This is a genomic window from Microcoleus sp. F10-B2 (genome assembly GCF_036704965.1).
GTDB lineage: Bacteria > Cyanobacteriota > Cyanobacteriia > Cyanobacteriales > Microcoleaceae > Microcoleus.
Window position 1 is genome coordinate 108,917 of sequence record NZ_JAUBTB010000003.1, and the last position, 17,335, is coordinate 126,251.

Genomic DNA, 17,335 nt, shown 5'->3' on the forward strand with positions numbered 1-17,335 from the left:
GCAGAGCCTGAGAACTAGGCAAATCTTCGTCAACCGGAAGACGCGAGGCAAAGCCTCGGAACGAGAGTTTGTTAGGCTAAGGCTGCTACGGAAACTTTACCGGCAATGCGGCCCGCGATCGCCCGCAACTCCCTAGCTGAAGCAGAACCCGGTTGCCCCACCACGATCGGCACCCCCGAATCGCCACCTTCTCGCAACGGAATTTCCAGCGGAATGCGGCCTAACAGCGGCACTCCCAACTCAGCAGCAGTCTTTTCCCCGCCACCAGAACCGAAAATATCGTATTGCTTGTCAGGCATATCCGGCGGCACAAAATAGCTCATGTTTTCCACAATTCCCAACACCGACACTCCCAACTGCTGGAACATCTTTAAACCCTTGCGAGAGTCCAACAAAGCCACAGTCTGCGGCGTCGTCACGATCACAACACCGGCCATCGGCACCGCCTGCGCCATTGTCAACTGCGCGTCTCCAGTACCCGGAGGCATATCGACAATCAGATAGTCTAAATCGCCCCAATTCACCTGATAGAGGAACTGTCGAATGATCCCGTTCAACATCGGGCCTCGCCAAATCACGGGTTGGTCTTTGTCAATTAAAAACGCCATCGACACTAACTTGACGCCGTAGTTGAAGGCGGGTTCGAGGGTTTCCCCGCTTTTTCCGTCCCTAACCATGACTTTCGCGTCCCCCAAACCCAACATATTTGGGTCGTTGGGCCCATAGATATCCGCATCCAGCAAACCCACCTTGGCGCCGGTTTGCGCTAGCGCTACTGCCACATTTACCGCCACCGTGCTTTTGCCGACGCCGCCTTTGCCGCTGGATATTGCGATAATATTTTTAACGCCTTCAATGCCTTGGCGATCGACCACTCCCTTTTGCTGGGGCGTCTCGGCTGTCACCTCCACCGCCACTTTTTCGACTCCTGGCAACTGTTTGACCGCTTTTTGGCAATCTTCGACAATAAATTCTCGCAGCGGGCAAGCAGGCGTTGTCAGCACTAAAGTAAAGCTGACGACACCGCCGTCAATTTTGATGTTACGAATCATGTTCAATTCCACCAAACTCTTTTGCAGTTCGGGGTCTTGCACGGGTCGCAGGATTTCTAAGACTGAACCAACATCGAGTGTATTGGGCATTGTGTTCTCCACCATAGCTCTGCAATTGGGTTAGCGAATTTTCGATCGCAGGTTTAAGTATATTTTTATTGCTATTTTTTAATGTAACTTCATAGCGATCATTTGCAGACCTGCGGTGGCATAATTACATGACGACTGGATTTGGGAATCATCGCCCATCTAAGACTCAAATCTGACAACAGAAATTCTTATGACAGTTTCTACAACTCTTAAAACCGCGACTTCCCCGTTTTTGCCGCCGGCTGACTCTAGAGCTAGAGTCAGCCAATTTATGAAAAGCCTACAAGACGAAATTTGTCAATCCCTCGAACAGCTCGATGGCCTCGGCAAATTTCAAGAGGACTCTTGGGAACGCTCTGAAGGCGGCGGCGGACGTTCTCGCGTCATGCGGGAAGGCAATGTTTTTGAACAAGGGGGAGTCAATTTTTCCCAAGTGTGGGGCGAAAGTTTGCCGGCTTTGATTTTGGCCAAGCACCCAGAAGCTGCCGGTCACGATTTCTATGCAACTGGCACTTCGATGGTGCTGCACCCCCGCAATCCATACTTGCCTACGGTTCACCTGAATTACCGCTATTTTGAAGCCGGGCCGATTTGGTGGTTTGGCGGCGGTGTGGATTTGACTCCTTATTACCCGTTGGCTGAGGATGCAGCTCATTTTCACAAAACTCTGAAAGCAGCTTGCGATCACCACCATCCCGGATATTATCCGACATTTAAACTCTGGTGCGACGAATATTTCTACCTCCCGCACCGCCAAGAAACCCGCGGCGTGGGCGGTCTGTTTTTTGACTACCAAAATGCTCAAGGCGCGCTTTACCGCGACCATCATGTCAAAGGCAAGGCTGCTGAGTGCAGCAACAATATCGGGGTGCCGGAACCTAGAACTTGGGAGTCGCTGTTCGCCTTCGTACAGGACTGCGGCCGGGCATTTTTGCCGGCTTACACCCCAATTATTGAAAAGCACCGATCCAAAGAATACGGCGATCGCGAGCGCAATTTCCAACTTTATCGCCGCGGCCGTTACGTTGAATTTAACTTAGTGTACGATCGAGGCACGACCTTTGGCTTGCAAACCAACGGACGCACCGAATCGATTCTGATGTCCCTGCCACCTTTGGTACGCTGGGAATATGGCTACGAGCCAGAACCCAACTCTCCTGAAGCCGAACTCTACTCCAAGTTCTTAAAACCGCAAGATTGGGCGAATTGGATGCCTCAGCAGTCACCGACGTGAGTTAAACTACTGGGACAGTAACCACCGCGATAGATAATAAATTTGAGGGAAGGGTCAGTGATTCATATTGATCAAAAAACCCACACGCTTCAAGACGGTACAACAGTTATCGTCTTAGCACCGACAGGACGGTTGGACATCACGACAGCTTGGCAATTCCGCCTCAAGTTGCAAGAGTGTATTTCCAAACTCAGCCGCCATGTCGTAGTGAATCTTGGTCAGGTTAACTTTATCGATAGTTCTGGCCTGACCTCACTTGTAGCAGGTATGCGGGATGCGGATAAAGTTAAGGGAAGTTTCCGCATTTGCAATGTTCATCCAGAAGCCAAACTGGTGTTTGAAGTCACCATGATGGATTCTGTGTTTGAAATCTTTGAAACGGAAGAAGAAGCTCTAGAGGGGGTGCCGCGCGCAAGTTGATCGCCGGGCTGGTATCGGTTGCGATGTCACGACAATTAAAGCTTGAGGCTCAGAAGCGTGCAGAAACCCAGCAGAAGAAGAGGAAGCAGGTAAATTCTTGCCTGCTTCCTCTTCTTCTGCTTTCCTGACACATTTGATAGGCCACTTTAAACCGACAAGCTCTCATTTCCGTTCCCAAAAACCTATGCCGAAGCTAGGCATTCCTATTTAACGTGACCCAACGTTAAGATAGACCGCCGCACCTTACCCCCACCAGAGACCTCTGTCGGGGAACGGGAAGATTATTTTGTTCCACCAACTACACCTACCGAAACCAAACAGGCTGCTATTTGGAGCGAAGTTTTCCGATAGCAACAGGTAAGTATTAACGACAACTTTTTTGGGCGTTGCTTAATCAGGGTATGAAAAAAATCAATTGAAAATCCCAAAGTTTTGTGAATACTGGTTTCTATGACTTGCATATTTAGCCTTTCATACCCTAAATCAGCAACGCCCTTTTTTGAATTAGGGGGACACTCCCTGCTGGCAACTCAAATCATTTCTCGCATCCGGCAAGCCTTTTGGCTCGAACTGCCCCTACGCCATCTGTTTGAAGCGCCCACCATCGCTTTCCCGAGCAAGGCGATAGAAACTGCATACCAAACTGAGTTACAGGTGCACTCTTCCGGGAAGGAGGCTTTTGACGCTCTACCACTTCTGGCCCCTGTAGCGCGAGGCACATACGTACCGCTGTCTGTCGCACAAGAATTTATCTGGTATTCCCAGCAGTCGAAATCTGACAGTTGCCGCTGCGACAGTGGTGGGGGTTTATGTTTCACTGGAGCCATCTCGCCCCAAATATTAGAGAGGAGCATTAACCTGAACTTCCCTGCAAATATACTTGCTCAGGCTCAAAAGCCTGTCATCACAAAGGTTTCAATTGTTGAGTAAAAAATTGTGTGCCCATGCAGATAATTGATATCTGTTTGCGATCGGCAATTATACCATTTCTCTAAAATCGTGCAACACTTTTCGACCCCCCTAGCCCCCCCGCTGCATTGCGGGGGGAACAAGAATACTGTTGCATTCTTTTTTCAAATTGGTATTAGATTGAATCTACAACAATTGAGCGCGAGATCCTGCGTCAGCTATTGCTGATAAATGGGTACAAATTTCCAGCTCAACAATTGAAACCTTTGTAGAGTAAGAGTTTTAGGACTGTTAGTACATTTGTATGGGGGAAGTTCAGCTTAACCGGAACTGACGTTATTTATATCTGTGCAACGTCGGAACGTGCAGATTGACTGACACCGCCCTCAAACCAATATCTCAGCAGCAAAATCCTGACGCTTGACAAATCTAAAAGGGCCCATTAAAGCTCCCCAGGTAGCTTTGCCTGTCGTGGGGTTTATTCCTTTGTCGTAGCTGAGAAATTCCTCGCTTGCTGCTTCAAATCCCAAGTCTACTTGGTAATTTTGCCCCCCGTAGGTAAAGCCGCAGCGAGTGCCCTCCGGTAAAGATGCCCGAAACCGATAGCCGTTTGAGCCTAAATTTTGCACCGCAACCGAGAGGGTGCAGCCGGGGAGAAATTGAATTTGCTCGCTGGTTAGCTTTTTGAGCAAGTCGGGGTTGCGACCGGCTCCTTTGAAGGCTGAAATATCCTTGAACATATAATACTGAGCTTCCATAAGTCCCGGCGCTGTCTGTGAGTGCCTCAGTTGCACGATGCGGGGGCGGTATGGCTTGTCTAATTGCAGAATGCTGGCTTGTTCCGCAAACAGGGTAATGCTGGGTTCCTCCAAGAGAGCAACCGGCAGGGGTCTTTGCCACAAACGAAGGTGAACGTACCAAGTCGGGTCTGCTAGCGCTTGTTCCCGGTTGTCAAATTCGCCTGCCATGTACTGGGCTAAAGCTATTAATTCAGGAGAAATTGTCATGTTTGTTTGATTTTTCAGGTTTATGGCTTGACAGCAAAAAGTTATTGTGATATGCCTTGGAAGGTCTGGGCTGGGCAAGTCAGAAGATTAGATTTATGAGCGATCCCAGCTAAGCTATGATTGTAAAGATACTGGGGTTTTGCCCTCCTACTGCGACATATTAATTGTTGCTGCCGATCGCGCGCAAAATCTTTTTGATAAAATTTTGTCTCGCTTGGAGGCGGCAACGCTCAAAAAAACTGGCAATGTTTGTCAGCCCGATCGCAGAATTGATTCCCCCGACTTTACTCACGCCGCGCTGGCGGCACGCCCGCTGCGGCAAAATTATTTATCTATAAGACTCAGGTGAACAATAACCGTACTGTTTCAGATACTAAGCGAAGCTTCTATACGATTCACACTCGACCGATCAATTCAATTTACCGTCGAGTGGTGGAAGAGTTGATGGTAGAAATGCACTTGCTTTCGGCGAATGCCGATTTTCAATACGACCCAATTTATGCTTTGGGTGTGGTGACAGCTTTCGATCGATTCATGCTTGGGTACGCCCCAGAAGCAGACAGAGTTTCGATTTTTAACGCTTTGTGCAAGTCCGTAGAAGACGATCCAGAACGCTACAAGCAAGACGCTCAGCGATTGGAAAGCTTGGCGGAGCGACTTTCCGGGCAAGAGTTGCTCTCGTGGATCGATCGCTCTACCAGCTTTGAAGATACAGCGGATTTGCAAGCGTCTTTAGGGGCGATCGCCAGCAACCCTCAATTTAAGTACAGCCGCTTGTTCGCGATCGGTTTGTTCTCGCTGTTAGAAAAAGCTGACCCCGACTTGGTAAAAGACCAAGAAACGCGAAACGACGCGATCGCCAAAGTCAGTGCTGCCTTGCACCTGCCAGAAGACAAAGTTAGCAAAGATTTAGATTTGTACCGCAGCAATTTGGAAAAAATGACCCAAGCGCGCATAGTGCTTCAAGATGTCATCCAAGCGGAACGAAAAAAACGCGAAAAGCGAGAAACAAAAGTTACCGCCAGCCCCTCTGCAGACTCTTCTGACAGCAACAATTAATCGTTTGGAAGAAGAAGGAAGTTCGGCAAGTGATTCTGTAACAGATGTCAGGAAGAAAGTCCTTAGGCTTGGCTCAGGGTAAAAAGAAGGAAGAGGGTTTATTTGTTTTTTCATAAAATAAAAAACTCTTAAATTTTAATTTTTTTCTTGAATTCTGGCTTCGGCCTTGTGCCTTCAGATGAATGTTGCTTGCTCAAAAACTAAAAATCCCGCTTTCGGAATTGAGCGGGATTGACTTAACCAAAATAGAGCTGTTGGGGCGGTACTAAGGCTGCGGCTCAAAATTAGTGGCGTTAGCTTGCAGCCAAGTGCTTAGCTGTGAAAGAACCTCGTTGCCCGAAGATTTGCCCAAAGCTGTGGGGTTTGGGGTGTCAGGCCTGTCCAAGTTGCGGGCGATCGCTGCGTTGACTTCTTTGGCAATCAAATCGTGAAGTTGCTCTTTAGCCCTAGCCCTTTGAAAGTGAGCTCCCTCTTCTGTCGTAGCGTACAGAGGTGGCAGCCTATTTAAAGCATAAGCTGCAATATCTCCCACATCCAGACTCAAGTCGCTCGTCGCCTCAATTTCTGCCACCCTAGCGATCGCATCGCTGAGTACCAATTCTTCCATCACGTTGATGAACTGTTTGCGCGGCAGAACCACAACTTCGCCAGTCAACAAAGATCCCATCAGACGATCCAGAGCCATGTACTCTTCGATCGACAATTCCGAAGCCGTATTGCAGATCCGTCCCACCTCAGCTTCCATAGACGGCGTTAAATAACCATCTTGCAAAGCCTGTTCAACAATTTTTTCAATACTCATATATGCGTCCCCGCTCAACGGCATCATTAATAAAGTTTTGTGAAGACGCAATTGTTAGCGTCTTGAGATTCGAGTTTGGAGGGTTGAGTTGAGAAATTTTATACAAATCCTAACTCAATACTGATAACCCATAACAGTTATGTGTAGACCCCAGCCACAAACTTACCCCATAATTGACGGCTTTATCCGTCAAAACCTGTAAAAACTCCTACTCAACTCCCTGAAGCCGCCAAGGTACAGGATCGACGGACTGCCCGTGCACGTACAATCCCCAGTGCAGGTGAGGGCCTGTGGAAGCCCCCGTTGACCCCAGAGCACCAATTACTTGACCTGCTTTCACGACATCGCCTTCCTTGACATCAATCCGGCTGAGGTGCATCAAAATACTTGCTACCCCCTGACCGTGATCGATACCAACCACGTTCCCGTGGATTTTGAACCCTTGCGATTCGCGTCCCACTAGAGACACCCGACCGGCTGCTGGTGCCACGACAGGGGAACCGTAAGCACCCGCGTAATCAACGCCCCGGTGGTAGTAGTCCTGAGCAAATACCCCATTATAATACCGCCGCACCCCGTAAATAGTGGTGATTTCGCCGGAGTTGGGGCGCAACAATTTGCCGTCCCAAAATTTTTCGGTTGTCACCAGTGCTTTAAATGCGTCTACGCGATCGAATTCGGCATCTGTACCTTCCTCGTCTTTCCCAGGCGGTAGCCAGATGGATTGGGTGGGAAAATCTCGACCGCGCACTTGCACGCTCAAATTCTTCACTTGTCCGTCACCTGTGACTTGGATTTGGCGGGCACCGGGTTTCTCTACCGGCGTCGTCGGCAGCAAAGCCCGAAAGCGTCCGTTGCCGATGGGAAACGCAGGGTAGTTTTTCTGCTGTAAAGAAACTTTTGGAGTTTCCCCGCCGCTACCGTCAACCTGAATGATTACTGACAGCGTATCTCCCAGTTCGGGATTTGCCGGCGTCACCTGCACCTGCAAAGCTTGTGCGGCAGATACCACACTCAGAAGGCCCGCAACAATTCCCCCACTCAAACTCACCGTTAGCTGCTTTGTCTTCAACCCTCCCCACCGGAAAATAGGATTCAGAATTATTTTTGCACTTTGTCGGCAGTTGCCTTGATTTACATTCGTCATCACCGATATCCTAAATTCTTATCTAGCTAATGTTACACAAAGTAGCTAACTCTAGCACGCTCTCACTGCAAAGCGTAACGCAATGTTAGGACTTGCGCCAAGTCGGTAAATGTAGCCTGTTAAAGCGCAAAACCCAACGCACGATTTGCCTTGTTTGTAGCGTAACTGGGTAAGTTTTGAGTATTTGGCGTATTTATTAAGTAAATGCCATAGTGGTTAATCATATAAACGTCAAAATGCCATGCCAAATGACCAAAATCAACCCAGAGAATATGATGCCGTCAAAGGCGGTCAAAATTCAACTCCTGTCGATGCCGCGGTACTGGGAGGAATTGCCGGCGTTAAAAGCCACCTAGCCTCGCCCTCTGTCGAAGTGAGAATCATCGCACTCTCCGAAGCGCTCAAATATGGAGAAGCAGGGTTAGATTTGATACTGGGAGCATTGCAGGATGAGTCAGTACAGGTGAAATTAGCTGTCTATTCACTACTGAAAGATAGAAATGAGGAGAAGATCAAACAACATTTACAAAACTATTTTTTTGATTTTGATGTCATCACTGTTAATTCTAATGGACGAGAAAGCAGCCGCAGCAAGTCGTTTGCTTTCTACTTCCCCGAAGACCTAGGAAATGGAATTGTGTTGGAAATGGTTTACATTCCCGGTGGCACATTGATGGTAGATTCGCCAGTAACAGAAGTTGATAGATATAGAGTTTACTCCGAAGGTGAGAAGCCTCAAGTCACAATACCCGCTTTTTATGCAAGCAAATACCCCATCACCCAAGGACAGTGGGAAGCAGTAATGGGAAAGGAAACCAACCAATCGAGTTTCACAGGTAAAAAACATCCTGTTGAAAATGTATCGTGGTTGAATGCCATCAGATTCTCTCGAAAACTCTCGCAAAAAACCAGTAAAAAATATCGTCTTCTGAGTAAAGCAGAATGGGAATATGCCTGCCGTGCCGGTACAACAGCCCGATTTGACGGTGATTTTTTTATGGAAATTATAAAAGAAGTTAACCGTGAAGGCAATCATCTCGACCTTGATCCACCGCAGGGTCTTCATCGCCAAATAAAGGATGTGGGGAGTTTTCCCCCTAATGCTTTTGGACTTTACGATATGCACGGCAAGGTTGCGGAGTGGTGTGGCAATAGTGGCTTGGATAATACCGATAAAGGCCCCGAGATTGGCGGTATTCTCCCGCTCTCAACCAGGATGGGGCTTGACTCTATCGCCCAGACAGATCCCAAGTGGTTGAATCGCAGCTTGCACCTGTGTCACAGCCCGTACCAGGCAGGCATTGGCTCTTCTTTGATAGAGGGTTTTCGCGTCGCAATGTCGTCGTATTCTTTCCTCTCCTAGTTTGTCCAGCAAGGGTTCTTCTTTTCTCTTTAGCCCTTTTTGTTCTTTTCTCGATTATTTGTAGGGTGCGTCGCTTTCTACAACCTGCAAATTCGAGCGAAAATCTCACATATCCGCACCATCCAAAAGACGGCGCGATCGAACCAATTAGGCTTTACGGCGCAGAGCTGACATAGTTCTCAATTTTTTACGGAGATTAAAGATAGCGACGCACCTTACAAACTCCGAAATTACCCTACAATTAGCTTGCTTGTGCCTTCGGAAGAAACATTTTTTCAACAACATTTTTCCGCAGAAAAACCGTCAATCGATTTTAGATTTTAGATTTTAGATTTTAGATTTTAGATTTACCCCACGGATAAATGCGGGGGCTTGAGGATTTTCGATTTGAGATTTTCGATTGATTCCACGGATAAATCACGTGGCGGGTACCACCTTTGAAATTCTTGGTCAGCGGTTTTTCTATTGCAGAGTAAAATATGCAGCCTGCAACTACAGTTATCAACCCTAGCAGAGCCGGGGCGAAAAAAGTATCGAAATATTTTCCTAAATTAGCATTTTGCAGGATTTTTGTAGTTGCTGATATTAGCGATCCGTGAATTAAAATATCGAGTAAGAGGCCTCTCCTAAGTATGTCAAAATCTGAGTAACTTTGGGAGAATCGTTAAGGTCGATAGATGCCGAACCTATGATTAACAGAGCCGCCAGCAGGGCAAAAGTGCTAATTCGATCGATTTCTATTTTATTCGCAGCAAAAATCACTAATAAAACCACATATCCTAAATTTCCGACTCCCAATAAAACCATCTATTTTTGCTAAGTTTACTGCCAAAATTAATTACAATATACCCAGCCAAGCAGCCTAAAACAAATTCTAGATTCATATTGCAAAATACGAGATTTAGTAGCAAAAAAGCATAGCTACCGTCAAATTATACTATTTTCAAATAATGGAGAATCGTGACAAATAGCCAAGTCGAAAGTATCGTACAGAATGTTTTGGTTTCAACCATATAGCTATCCTGAACAGGAAGTAAAAATATAATTCGTAAATTAAATTCAACCTACATTCAGAATGGAAAATCATTGTTAGGCAGCAAAAGCAGCGACGTAATTATTTTCCCAAAACCTAAATCTTGATTGTTAGCAAACCCTGGAATTACTAGAAAAAAACTCAAATAATGAGAGTAACGCTCCAATAAATTGGGTAATTTTTTAGGGTGCGTTTGATTAAAAATGATTTCAACTGGTCGGGTTTGCCGATCGCCGATCGGTGAACGTAGACTATCATACATAAAACCGATCGATACAAAAAAGTAACCTACACCGCTCCACCAGCTTCAAACAGATTAAATAAAGATACTTTATTTAATCTTTATCTACTCATGTGGTTTAGGTGAAACAGCAACACCAATAAGCTCCAATACCCCGACAAACTTGCAATATTTTAAGCTTTTTGTGAGGAGTTGAACTCTGTGTCATGAGAAAATACCTTGTTCAAGGATGGCAGTTGCCCTTGCTCCCCAACTACAGTCAACCCCCTAAACATAGTCAACACATTAGACACTATAATATAACTTTATACTTTTTTCATAAAGTTGTGCAAGAAGACTTCCGACTGATCGTGGACTTAGTTCTAGTTCTCGCTGCTGCCGCAGCAGGAGGACTCTTTGCATCGCTGTTGCGACAGCCGGTAATCCTCGGATACCTCCTGGGAGGGATGGTAGTCGGGCCGGCAGGGTTGGGACTGATTAAAGAATTAATTCAGGTAGACACCCTGGCTGAATTCGGCGTTGCTTTTCTGTTATTTGCTTTGGGAGTGGAATTTTCTTTCGCCGAACTCCAGAAAGTTAAAGCCATTAGTCTGGGCGGGGGGGGCTTGCAAATTGTGCTGACGATCGCCTTTACTACTGCAATTTCCTTGGCTGTAGGCTGGGTAGAATCGCCCGCTCAAGGCGTGTTTTTAGGAGCGATTCTGTCGCTTTCCTCGACAGCAGTTGTACTGAAATGCTTGATGGAGCGCAATGAAGGCGGTACTTCCCACGGTCAAGTCATGCTGGGAATATTAGTAGTTCAAGATTTGGCCTTGGGGCTAATGCTAGCAGTTTTGCCGGCCCTCAACCAGCCAGCAGAAGCGATCGGCATGACGGTAGCCTGGGCCCTGCTGCGGATCGGGTTATTTGCTCTCGGTGCTGTAGTGGCGGGCATTTGGATCGTACCGCAGTTGCTGCGCTACCTCGCGAAAACAGAAAGTCGGGAACTGTTTTTGCTGGGAGTTGTGGTTTTGGCTTTAGGGATTGCGCTGCTGACAGAATATTTGGGTTTTTCGATCGAGATGGGCGCATTTGTGGCGGGTTTAATGATTTCGGAAGTGGAATATGCCGACCAAACTCTAACTTATGTCGAGCCTTTGCGAGATATTTTTGCATCCTTATTTTTTGTGACCATCGGAATGTTAATCGACCCAGTGTTTCTCTGGAACCATCTAGAATTAATTCTGGGACTGGTATTTCTAGTATTTGTCGGCAAATTCTTGATAATAGCGCCGATCGTCCGACTATTTGGGTATCCGCTAAAAACAGCATTAATCACAGGTTTGGGGTTAGCTCAAATAGGAGAATTCTCCTTTGTACTCGCTAGTTCCGGCCAAGCTATGGGACTCGTTTCGCGAAACGTTTACCTGTTAATTTTAGGAACGACAGCAGTTACCCTCGTGCTGACTCCGTTTGTATTGAGAAGCGTGCCGCAGTTATTTAAGTGGGCGGAAAATTTCGGGCCTTTGCAGCACTATTTTGACGAAACATCTCAACCTGTGGCAATAGCTGAAACTTTGCCGGAACAAAATCATGTTGTGGTTTGCGGCTACGGGCGAGTCGGCAGAATTTTAGTCAAAATGCTGCAAAGCCGCAACTGTTCAATTGTGGTGATCGACGAGTCAGAAAGTAGAATTCAAGACTGCAGAGTCCAAGGAATTCCTTACATTTACGGGAACGCTGCCAGTTGGCACGTATTGGAAGCCGCCGGAGTGGAACGGGCAAAAGCAATGGCGATCGCCCTTCCCGATCCCATGAGCACTCGCTTGTGTCTGAAGCGGGCTTTAGAATTAGTCCCGGATTTGGATATTGTCGTGCAGGCAAACCAAGATAAAGACATCGAACTGCTTTACCAACTCGGGGCCTGGGAAGTCGTGCAGCCGGAGTTTGAGGCCAGCTTAGAACTGTCTGCCCACTTGCTGGCTGGCATGGGGATCTCGGCAATGGCGATCGGGCGGGAAGTGCAGCAAATTCGCAGCAGCCGTTATTTGGAATTGCGGCCACCGCGCGAACCTTTGGCGATTTCGCGGGATTTGAAAGTGGCGGTTCGAGATATGAACAGCGAGTGGTACAGCTTGCCGTCAGGTTCGCCCTTCGCCAGCATGACTCTGGAAGAAACTAACTTGCGACAGTTGACAGGGGTCAGCGTGATGGCGATCGTCCGCGCAAATGGCGAGGAAATTGATTATCCCAACGGCAAGACAGCTTTGCAGTCTGGCGATCGAGTTTTGGTAGTGGGAGAACCGGAAGAAATCATCAGCTTTGAGTTGCTGGCGAAGGGCGAAGTTGCAGTGCCGCAGGGCGGTAGTTCTTGCCAGTGGCTGAGGCTGCCAGCCAACAGCCTTTGGGCGGGCAAAAAACTGTCAGAGGTAGATTTGCTGACCCAGTATGGGGTGCAGGTGCGGGCGATCCGCCGGGAAGGGAAGTTTACTCGCTGGCCTGACGGAACTACCAATTTGCAAGAAGGCGATCGTTTGCTGCTGTGCGGCGGCTTCTACGAACTAGGCTTGATGCAGCGGACGGCCTCGCCGCCGGTTCGGCAACCTGCCTTAAAGCTGCCGTTTCTGACCACCCAAGTCAGCGAAAAGCTGTTTAGCGATTAGGGAAGGAAGAAGGAAGAAGGAAGAGGGAAGAAGGAAGAGGGAAGAAGGAAGAAGGAAGAGGGAAGAGGGAAGAAGGAAGAAGGAAGATTTGTTCCACTGTCTCCCTCTCCCAATCTCCCAATCTCCCCCTCTCCCCCTCTCCCAATCTCCCCCTCTCCCACTCTCCTCAGCCGTTGGGTTTGAGATAAGCAATTGCTGGCCGCGAGATCAGAATTTGTGTTTCTGACGGATCGAGGAGGCAAATGCAGCTATGATCCTGCCAAAAAATTCGACCCGCTAGCAAGTCGCCGGTCACGAGTTTAATCTCTACCTGTTCTTTGTCTTTGATGTAGCTTTGTATTAAGCGAACGCTGGGCAATCCGGTCTCAAATTCTGACATAGTGGGAAATGGGTAATTTGGTCATTAGTCATTAGTCATTAGTCATTAGTCTTGGGTGGCAAACTGAGGATTGAGGAGGGAGGACTAAGGAGATGCGGGCGGAACGCAACTGGTAAATGACTAATGACTTTATGAAGTCTATCAACTAATCAGTTTTAACATTCAGAGGTTTTTATGCCGATCGAGTTTGCGAAGTATCAGGGACTGGGAAATGATTTTATTCTGATTGACAACCGCCACTCGTCAGAACCGGCGATTACGCCAGAACAAGCTGTGGAGTTGTGCGATCGACATTTCGGGATTGGCGCAGACGGTGCGATATTTGCTCTTCCAGGGCAAAACGGCACTGACTATACGATGCGGATTTTTAACTCCGACGGTTCGGAACCGGAAATGTGCGGCAACGGAATTCGCTGTTTGGCTAAGTTTATCGCCGATTTGGAAGCGAAAGAAATTCACCCCCCCCAACCCCCCCTTGCTAAGGGGGGGAGTGAATCTAAGGAAATTCACCCCTCCCTTGCTAAGGGGGGGAGTGAATCTAAGACTGAGTACCGGATTCACACCGGTGCGGGCGTTATTGTCACCGAATTGCGATCGGACGGTCAGGTGAAAGTGGATATGGGAGTGCCCCGGCTGCTGGCGGCGGAAATTCCGACAACTTTGGCCGCACCGGATGCCAAAGTTATAGATGTGCCGATCGAAGTTGCGGGTAAATCTTGGTCTGTTACCTGCGTCAGCATGGGCAATCCTCACTGCATTACTTTTGTAGAGGATGTTGCGGCTGTTGCTTTAGAAACTGTCGGGCCTCAATTCGAGCACAACCGGGCATTTCCGCAGCGTACCAATACGGAATTTATTCAAGTGATACGTTCGGACTATGTAAAAATGCGGGTGTGGGAAAGAGGCGCGGGTGTTACTCTAGCTTGTGGGACTGGTGCTTGTGCTGCTGTGGTAGCTGGGGTGTTGGTAGGGAAGTGCGATCGGGCAACTGCGGTTGAACTCCCCGGCGGCGTTTTGGAAATCGAATGGGCAGAAGTTTCAGGGCGAATTTACATGACCGGGCCGGCACAGCTAGTATTTACTGGTTGTATTAGTCATTAGTTATTAGTTATTAGTCATCAGTCACTGGTCAGAAGGTATTTTTTGTTGAGTTAACAAACAAGAAAAATTATTGAATTCAAAATTTTTCTTGAATTCTGACCAATGCCTTCCGCCTTCACCAGTTATTGGCTGCGGACTGAAGACTGAAGACTAATAACTAAGCCTGAAATCTAAAATCTAAAGTCTAAAATCTAAAATTAAGTAGGTGGGCTGGCATGGCTGGAGGTATTTATCTGATTCAGGACGACGACAGGCTGGTAGAAATGATGGAACAGCCCTACGACTCGGAAGACCAGTTACAAGATTTGCTAATAACTTATCCTAATTTGATCGCGGGAGACCAAATCGATCGGGCGACGCCGCGCAGGTGGCTGTTAATTTCGCGGGAAGCAGCAGTGGCCAGCGATGAGGAAACAGCGGTGCAGTGGTCGCTGGATCATTTGTTTCTCGACCAAAATGCCGTTCCTACTTTGGTGGATGTCCGGCGAACTCCTAATGCCGAACTGCGGCAAAAAGTTTTGGGTCAGTCGATCGACTATGCTGCTAATGCGTTGTTTTACTGGCCCATCGATTCAATTATTGCTCTGTTTGAAGCTAATTGTCGCGATCGGGGTCGCGATCCAGAACAGATTTTTGAAGAGTTTCTCGGCGCAAATGCTAATGAAGAAAGATTTTGGCAGAAGGTTAAAACTAATTTGCAAGCGGGTAAAGTTCGCTTAGTGTTTGTAGCTGACGAAATTTCCGCTGAAATGCGCCGAGTTGTGGAATTTCTCAACGAACAAATGGACCCGGTTGAAGTTCTAGCCCTGGAAATTAAGCAGTATGTCAGTGAAGACGGTCTGAGAACTTTGGTTCCCAGAGTGATCGGTCAGACAGCGGAAGCACAGCAGAAAAAATCCAGCGCAACGCGCGAAAGAAGGCGGTGGGATGAATCTTCATTTTTTGCGGAAATCAAAGCTAGACGGGGCGCGGACGAGGCGCAAATGGCAAGATCAATTTACCTTTGGGCGAAAAGTCAAGAACCCGAAGTTCAAATCCACTGGGGAACCGGGGATGCCTACGGCGGTTTCGCCGCTCAATTGCTTCACAGAGGAAGAAAACCCTATCAGTTATTCACTGTAGATATTGCTGGCAGAATGGAGATTTCTGCTGATAATTACGGTTCCCAGCCGCCTTTTAATGCGGAACATTATTGGCTGGAATTGAGAAGTAAGCTGAGTTCGATCGGTCTGTCGCTGCCTATAGAACCGGGTGAGAGAAGGTCGCCCAGTTTGGCTTTGTTTACTTTGCAAGACGAATCTGCCGTCAAGCAAGTTATGGAAACTTTTGGCTGGGTGATCGAGCAAATTAAAACGTTATAGTCAGTTGTCATTAGTCAGTAGTCCTTGGTAGTTAATAATTGGTTACGATCGCAAACAAATAACAAATAACCAATAACAACTAACAACCCACAAATAACCAATAATATCATGTCCGATCGATTGACCGCGATTAAAGGCCGGGGCGGGTTTACAGATTTTCCCGTTTCTATTCAATATCTTGGTGAACCCGCCCCTACAGGAATCATGGTTAATTGACCGGACATGATATAACAACTAACAACCCACAAATAACCAATAACAACTAACAACTGACTAATGACTACTGACTAATGACTCTTGACTATTGATAGCGAATATTAGCTTGTTTCATGCGCCGCAGGGCTTCTCCCAGCCGATCGCAATCTGCAATTAAACTAATTCTCACATATCCTTCGCCGCCCGGCCCAAAAGCATTGCCAGGAGTCACCACAACACCAGTTTGCTGCAAAACATTCAGGGCAAAATCAGTCGAACTCATGCCCGGAGTGCAGGGAACCCACAGATACATTGCAGCCAGAGGTTTGGGAATATTCCACCCTAATTCTGCCAATCCTTCCACCATGAAATCCCGGCGAGTCCTGTAACGATTCTGCACTTCGTCCAAGTAACTGTCCGGCAATTGCAGTGCTGTTTCTGCTGCTGTTTGCAAAGCCGAAAATATACCGTAATCTAGGTTAGTTTTTAATGTCCGCAAACCTTGGATAATTTTGCTATTTCCTACTACAAAACCGACGCGCCAGCCGGCCATATTGTAGGTTTTGGACATGGTGTGAAATTCGACGCCGATTTCTTTACCGCCCGGAATTTCTAATAAACTTGTCGGTTGATAGCCGTCAAAGGCTAATTCCGCATAACACAAGTCGTGAACCAGCAAGATTTGATGTTTGTGTGCGAAAGCCACAATATCTTTGTAAAATTCGCGGGGTGCAGTCGCTCCAGTCGGATTACTGGGATAATTAAAGTAGAGTATTTTGGCTTGTTCGGCTACGCTGTCTGGAATGTCGGCTAAGTCAATTACCCAGTCGTTTTCTGGTTTGAGGATGATGTTGTGAACTTTTGCACCGGCAATGATTGGCCCGCGAAATAATACGGGATAAGCAGGACTTGGTACTAATATTAAGTCCCCTGGATTGATATAGGCGATCGCAAAATGTGCTAAACCTTCTTTAGAACCCAACAAAGGCAATGCTTCGCTTTCTGGATCGAGTTCAACGTTGTAGCGGCGGCTGTACCATTTAGTAATAGTACGGCGAAAACTGGCAGTTCCTTCAAAGGGTGGATAGCCGTGATTTGCAGAATTTTGGATGGCTGCGACGGCGGCTTCTACTACTGGTTGAGGAGTGGCACCGTCAGGGTTTCCCATTCCTAAGTCTATTAAATCGAGTCCTTGTTCGCGGGCGCGGGCTTTGAGTTCGTCGAGACGGGCAAATACGTAGGGCGGTAGTTTTTGCAACCTGTCAGCAGGGCTAATCCAATCCAAGGTCATTTATTTTGT

Annotated in this window: 16 protein-coding genes; 9 read left to right on the plus strand and 7 right to left on the minus strand. The window is 47.5% G+C overall.

Translation table 11 applies throughout. The features are described 5' to 3' along the window. Positions 1 to 71: 71 nt before the first annotated feature. Positions 72 to 1,142: an Mrp/NBP35 family ATP-binding protein gene (locus QUA99_RS02145; RefSeq protein ID WP_333239141.1), complete on the minus strand. Its 1,071-nt coding sequence runs from the start codon at positions 1,140 to 1,142 to the stop codon at positions 72 to 74. 190 nt (positions 1,143 to 1,332) lie between these two features. Here QUA99_RS02145 and hemF point away from each other — a divergent pair, with 190 nt between their 5' ends. The 3 genes from hemF to QUA99_RS02160 all read left to right on the plus strand — a co-directional run bounded on the left by hemF (position 1,333) and on the right by QUA99_RS02160 (position 3,726). After that, a complete protein-coding gene (hemF, locus tag QUA99_RS02150; protein WP_333239139.1) occupies positions 1,333 to 2,376 on the plus strand; it encodes an oxygen-dependent coproporphyrinogen oxidase in 1,044 nt (347 codons plus the stop codon). Positions 2,377 to 2,433: 57 nt separating this feature from the next. Continuing rightward, positions 2,434 to 2,796, plus strand: coding sequence for an STAS domain-containing protein (locus QUA99_RS02155; protein WP_006631392.1), 363 nt, complete (start codon positions 2,434 to 2,436; stop codon positions 2,794 to 2,796). Positions 2,797 to 3,246: 450 nt separating this feature from the next. Beyond that, positions 3,247 to 3,726 (plus strand): phosphopantetheine-binding protein, encoded by a 480-nt coding sequence (locus QUA99_RS02160; RefSeq protein WP_333239137.1) that lies wholly within the window; start codon positions 3,247 to 3,249, stop codon positions 3,724 to 3,726. A gap of 365 nt (positions 3,727 to 4,091) precedes the next feature. On the opposite strand, the gene QUA99_RS02165 is transcribed toward QUA99_RS02160, so the two are convergent. Beyond that, positions 4,092 to 4,712, minus strand: a complete 621-nt coding sequence (locus QUA99_RS02165) for a chromophore lyase CpcT/CpeT (protein WP_333239136.1) — start codon at positions 4,710 to 4,712, stop codon at positions 4,092 to 4,094. Between the two features lie 139 nt (positions 4,713 to 4,851). On the opposite strand from QUA99_RS02165, the gene QUA99_RS02170 reads away from it, so the two are divergent. Then, positions 4,852 to 5,061: a hypothetical protein gene (locus QUA99_RS02170; protein ID WP_333239134.1), complete on the plus strand. Its 210-nt coding sequence runs from the start codon at positions 4,852 to 4,854 to the stop codon at positions 5,059 to 5,061. Further along, positions 5,058 to 5,771, plus strand: coding sequence for a photosystem II biogenesis protein Psp29 (gene psb29, locus QUA99_RS02175; protein WP_333239132.1), 714 nt, complete (start codon positions 5,058 to 5,060; stop codon positions 5,769 to 5,771). Before QUA99_RS02170 ends, psb29 begins: the two co-directional genes overlap by 4 nt. A gap of 265 nt (positions 5,772 to 6,036) precedes the next feature. On the opposite strand, the gene QUA99_RS02180 is transcribed toward psb29, so the two are convergent. After that, positions 6,037 to 6,573 (minus strand): late competence development ComFB family protein, encoded by a 537-nt coding sequence (locus QUA99_RS02180; RefSeq protein WP_333239130.1) that lies wholly within the window; start codon positions 6,571 to 6,573, stop codon positions 6,037 to 6,039. A 208-nt stretch (positions 6,574 to 6,781) separates the two neighbouring features. After that, entirely contained in the window at positions 6,782 to 7,720 is a 939-nt protein-coding gene (locus QUA99_RS02185) for a M23 family metallopeptidase (protein WP_333239128.1), read from the minus strand. A 241-nt stretch (positions 7,721 to 7,961) separates the two neighbouring features. Here QUA99_RS02185 and QUA99_RS02190 point away from each other — a divergent pair, with 241 nt between their 5' ends. Further along, positions 7,962 to 9,083 (plus strand): formylglycine-generating enzyme family protein, encoded by a 1,122-nt coding sequence (locus QUA99_RS02190; RefSeq protein WP_333239127.1) that lies wholly within the window; start codon positions 7,962 to 7,964, stop codon positions 9,081 to 9,083. Positions 9,084 to 9,683: 600 nt separating this feature from the next. On the opposite strand, the gene QUA99_RS02195 is transcribed toward QUA99_RS02190, so the two are convergent. After that, the gene (locus QUA99_RS02195) at positions 9,684 to 9,890 is read right to left on the minus strand and encodes a hypothetical protein (RefSeq protein ID WP_333239125.1); all 207 of its coding nucleotides are present in this window, start codon (positions 9,888 to 9,890) and stop codon (positions 9,684 to 9,686) included. A gap of 793 nt (positions 9,891 to 10,683) precedes the next feature. Here QUA99_RS02195 and QUA99_RS02200 point away from each other — a divergent pair. After that, the gene (locus tag QUA99_RS02200) at positions 10,684 to 12,999 is read left to right on the plus strand and encodes a cation:proton antiporter (protein WP_333239180.1); all 2,316 of its coding nucleotides are present in this window, start codon (positions 10,684 to 10,686) and stop codon (positions 12,997 to 12,999) included. A gap of 166 nt (positions 13,000 to 13,165) precedes the next feature. Here QUA99_RS02200 and QUA99_RS02205 read toward each other — a convergent pair whose 3' ends face one another. After that, positions 13,166 to 13,378, minus strand: coding sequence for an Hfq-related RNA-binding protein (locus QUA99_RS02205; protein ID WP_333239123.1), 213 nt, complete (start codon positions 13,376 to 13,378; stop codon positions 13,166 to 13,168). 174 nt (positions 13,379 to 13,552) lie between these two features. Between QUA99_RS02205 and dapF the strand changes: the two genes are divergently transcribed. Both dapF and QUA99_RS02215 read left to right on the plus strand, forming a co-directional pair. Continuing rightward, positions 13,553 to 14,479: a diaminopimelate epimerase gene (gene dapF, locus QUA99_RS02210; protein WP_333239121.1), complete on the plus strand. Its 927-nt coding sequence runs from the start codon at positions 13,553 to 13,555 to the stop codon at positions 14,477 to 14,479. Between the two features lie 215 nt (positions 14,480 to 14,694). After that, the gene (locus QUA99_RS02215; RefSeq protein WP_333239119.1) at positions 14,695 to 15,840 is read left to right on the plus strand and encodes a hypothetical protein; all 1,146 of its coding nucleotides are present in this window, start codon (positions 14,695 to 14,697) and stop codon (positions 15,838 to 15,840) included. 301 nt (positions 15,841 to 16,141) lie between these two features. On the opposite strand, the gene QUA99_RS02220 is transcribed toward QUA99_RS02215, so the two are convergent. Continuing rightward, positions 16,142 to 17,326: an aspartate aminotransferase gene (locus tag QUA99_RS02220; RefSeq protein WP_333239117.1), complete on the minus strand. Its 1,185-nt coding sequence runs from the start codon at positions 17,324 to 17,326 to the stop codon at positions 16,142 to 16,144. Positions 17,327 to 17,335 lie beyond the last annotated feature (9 nt).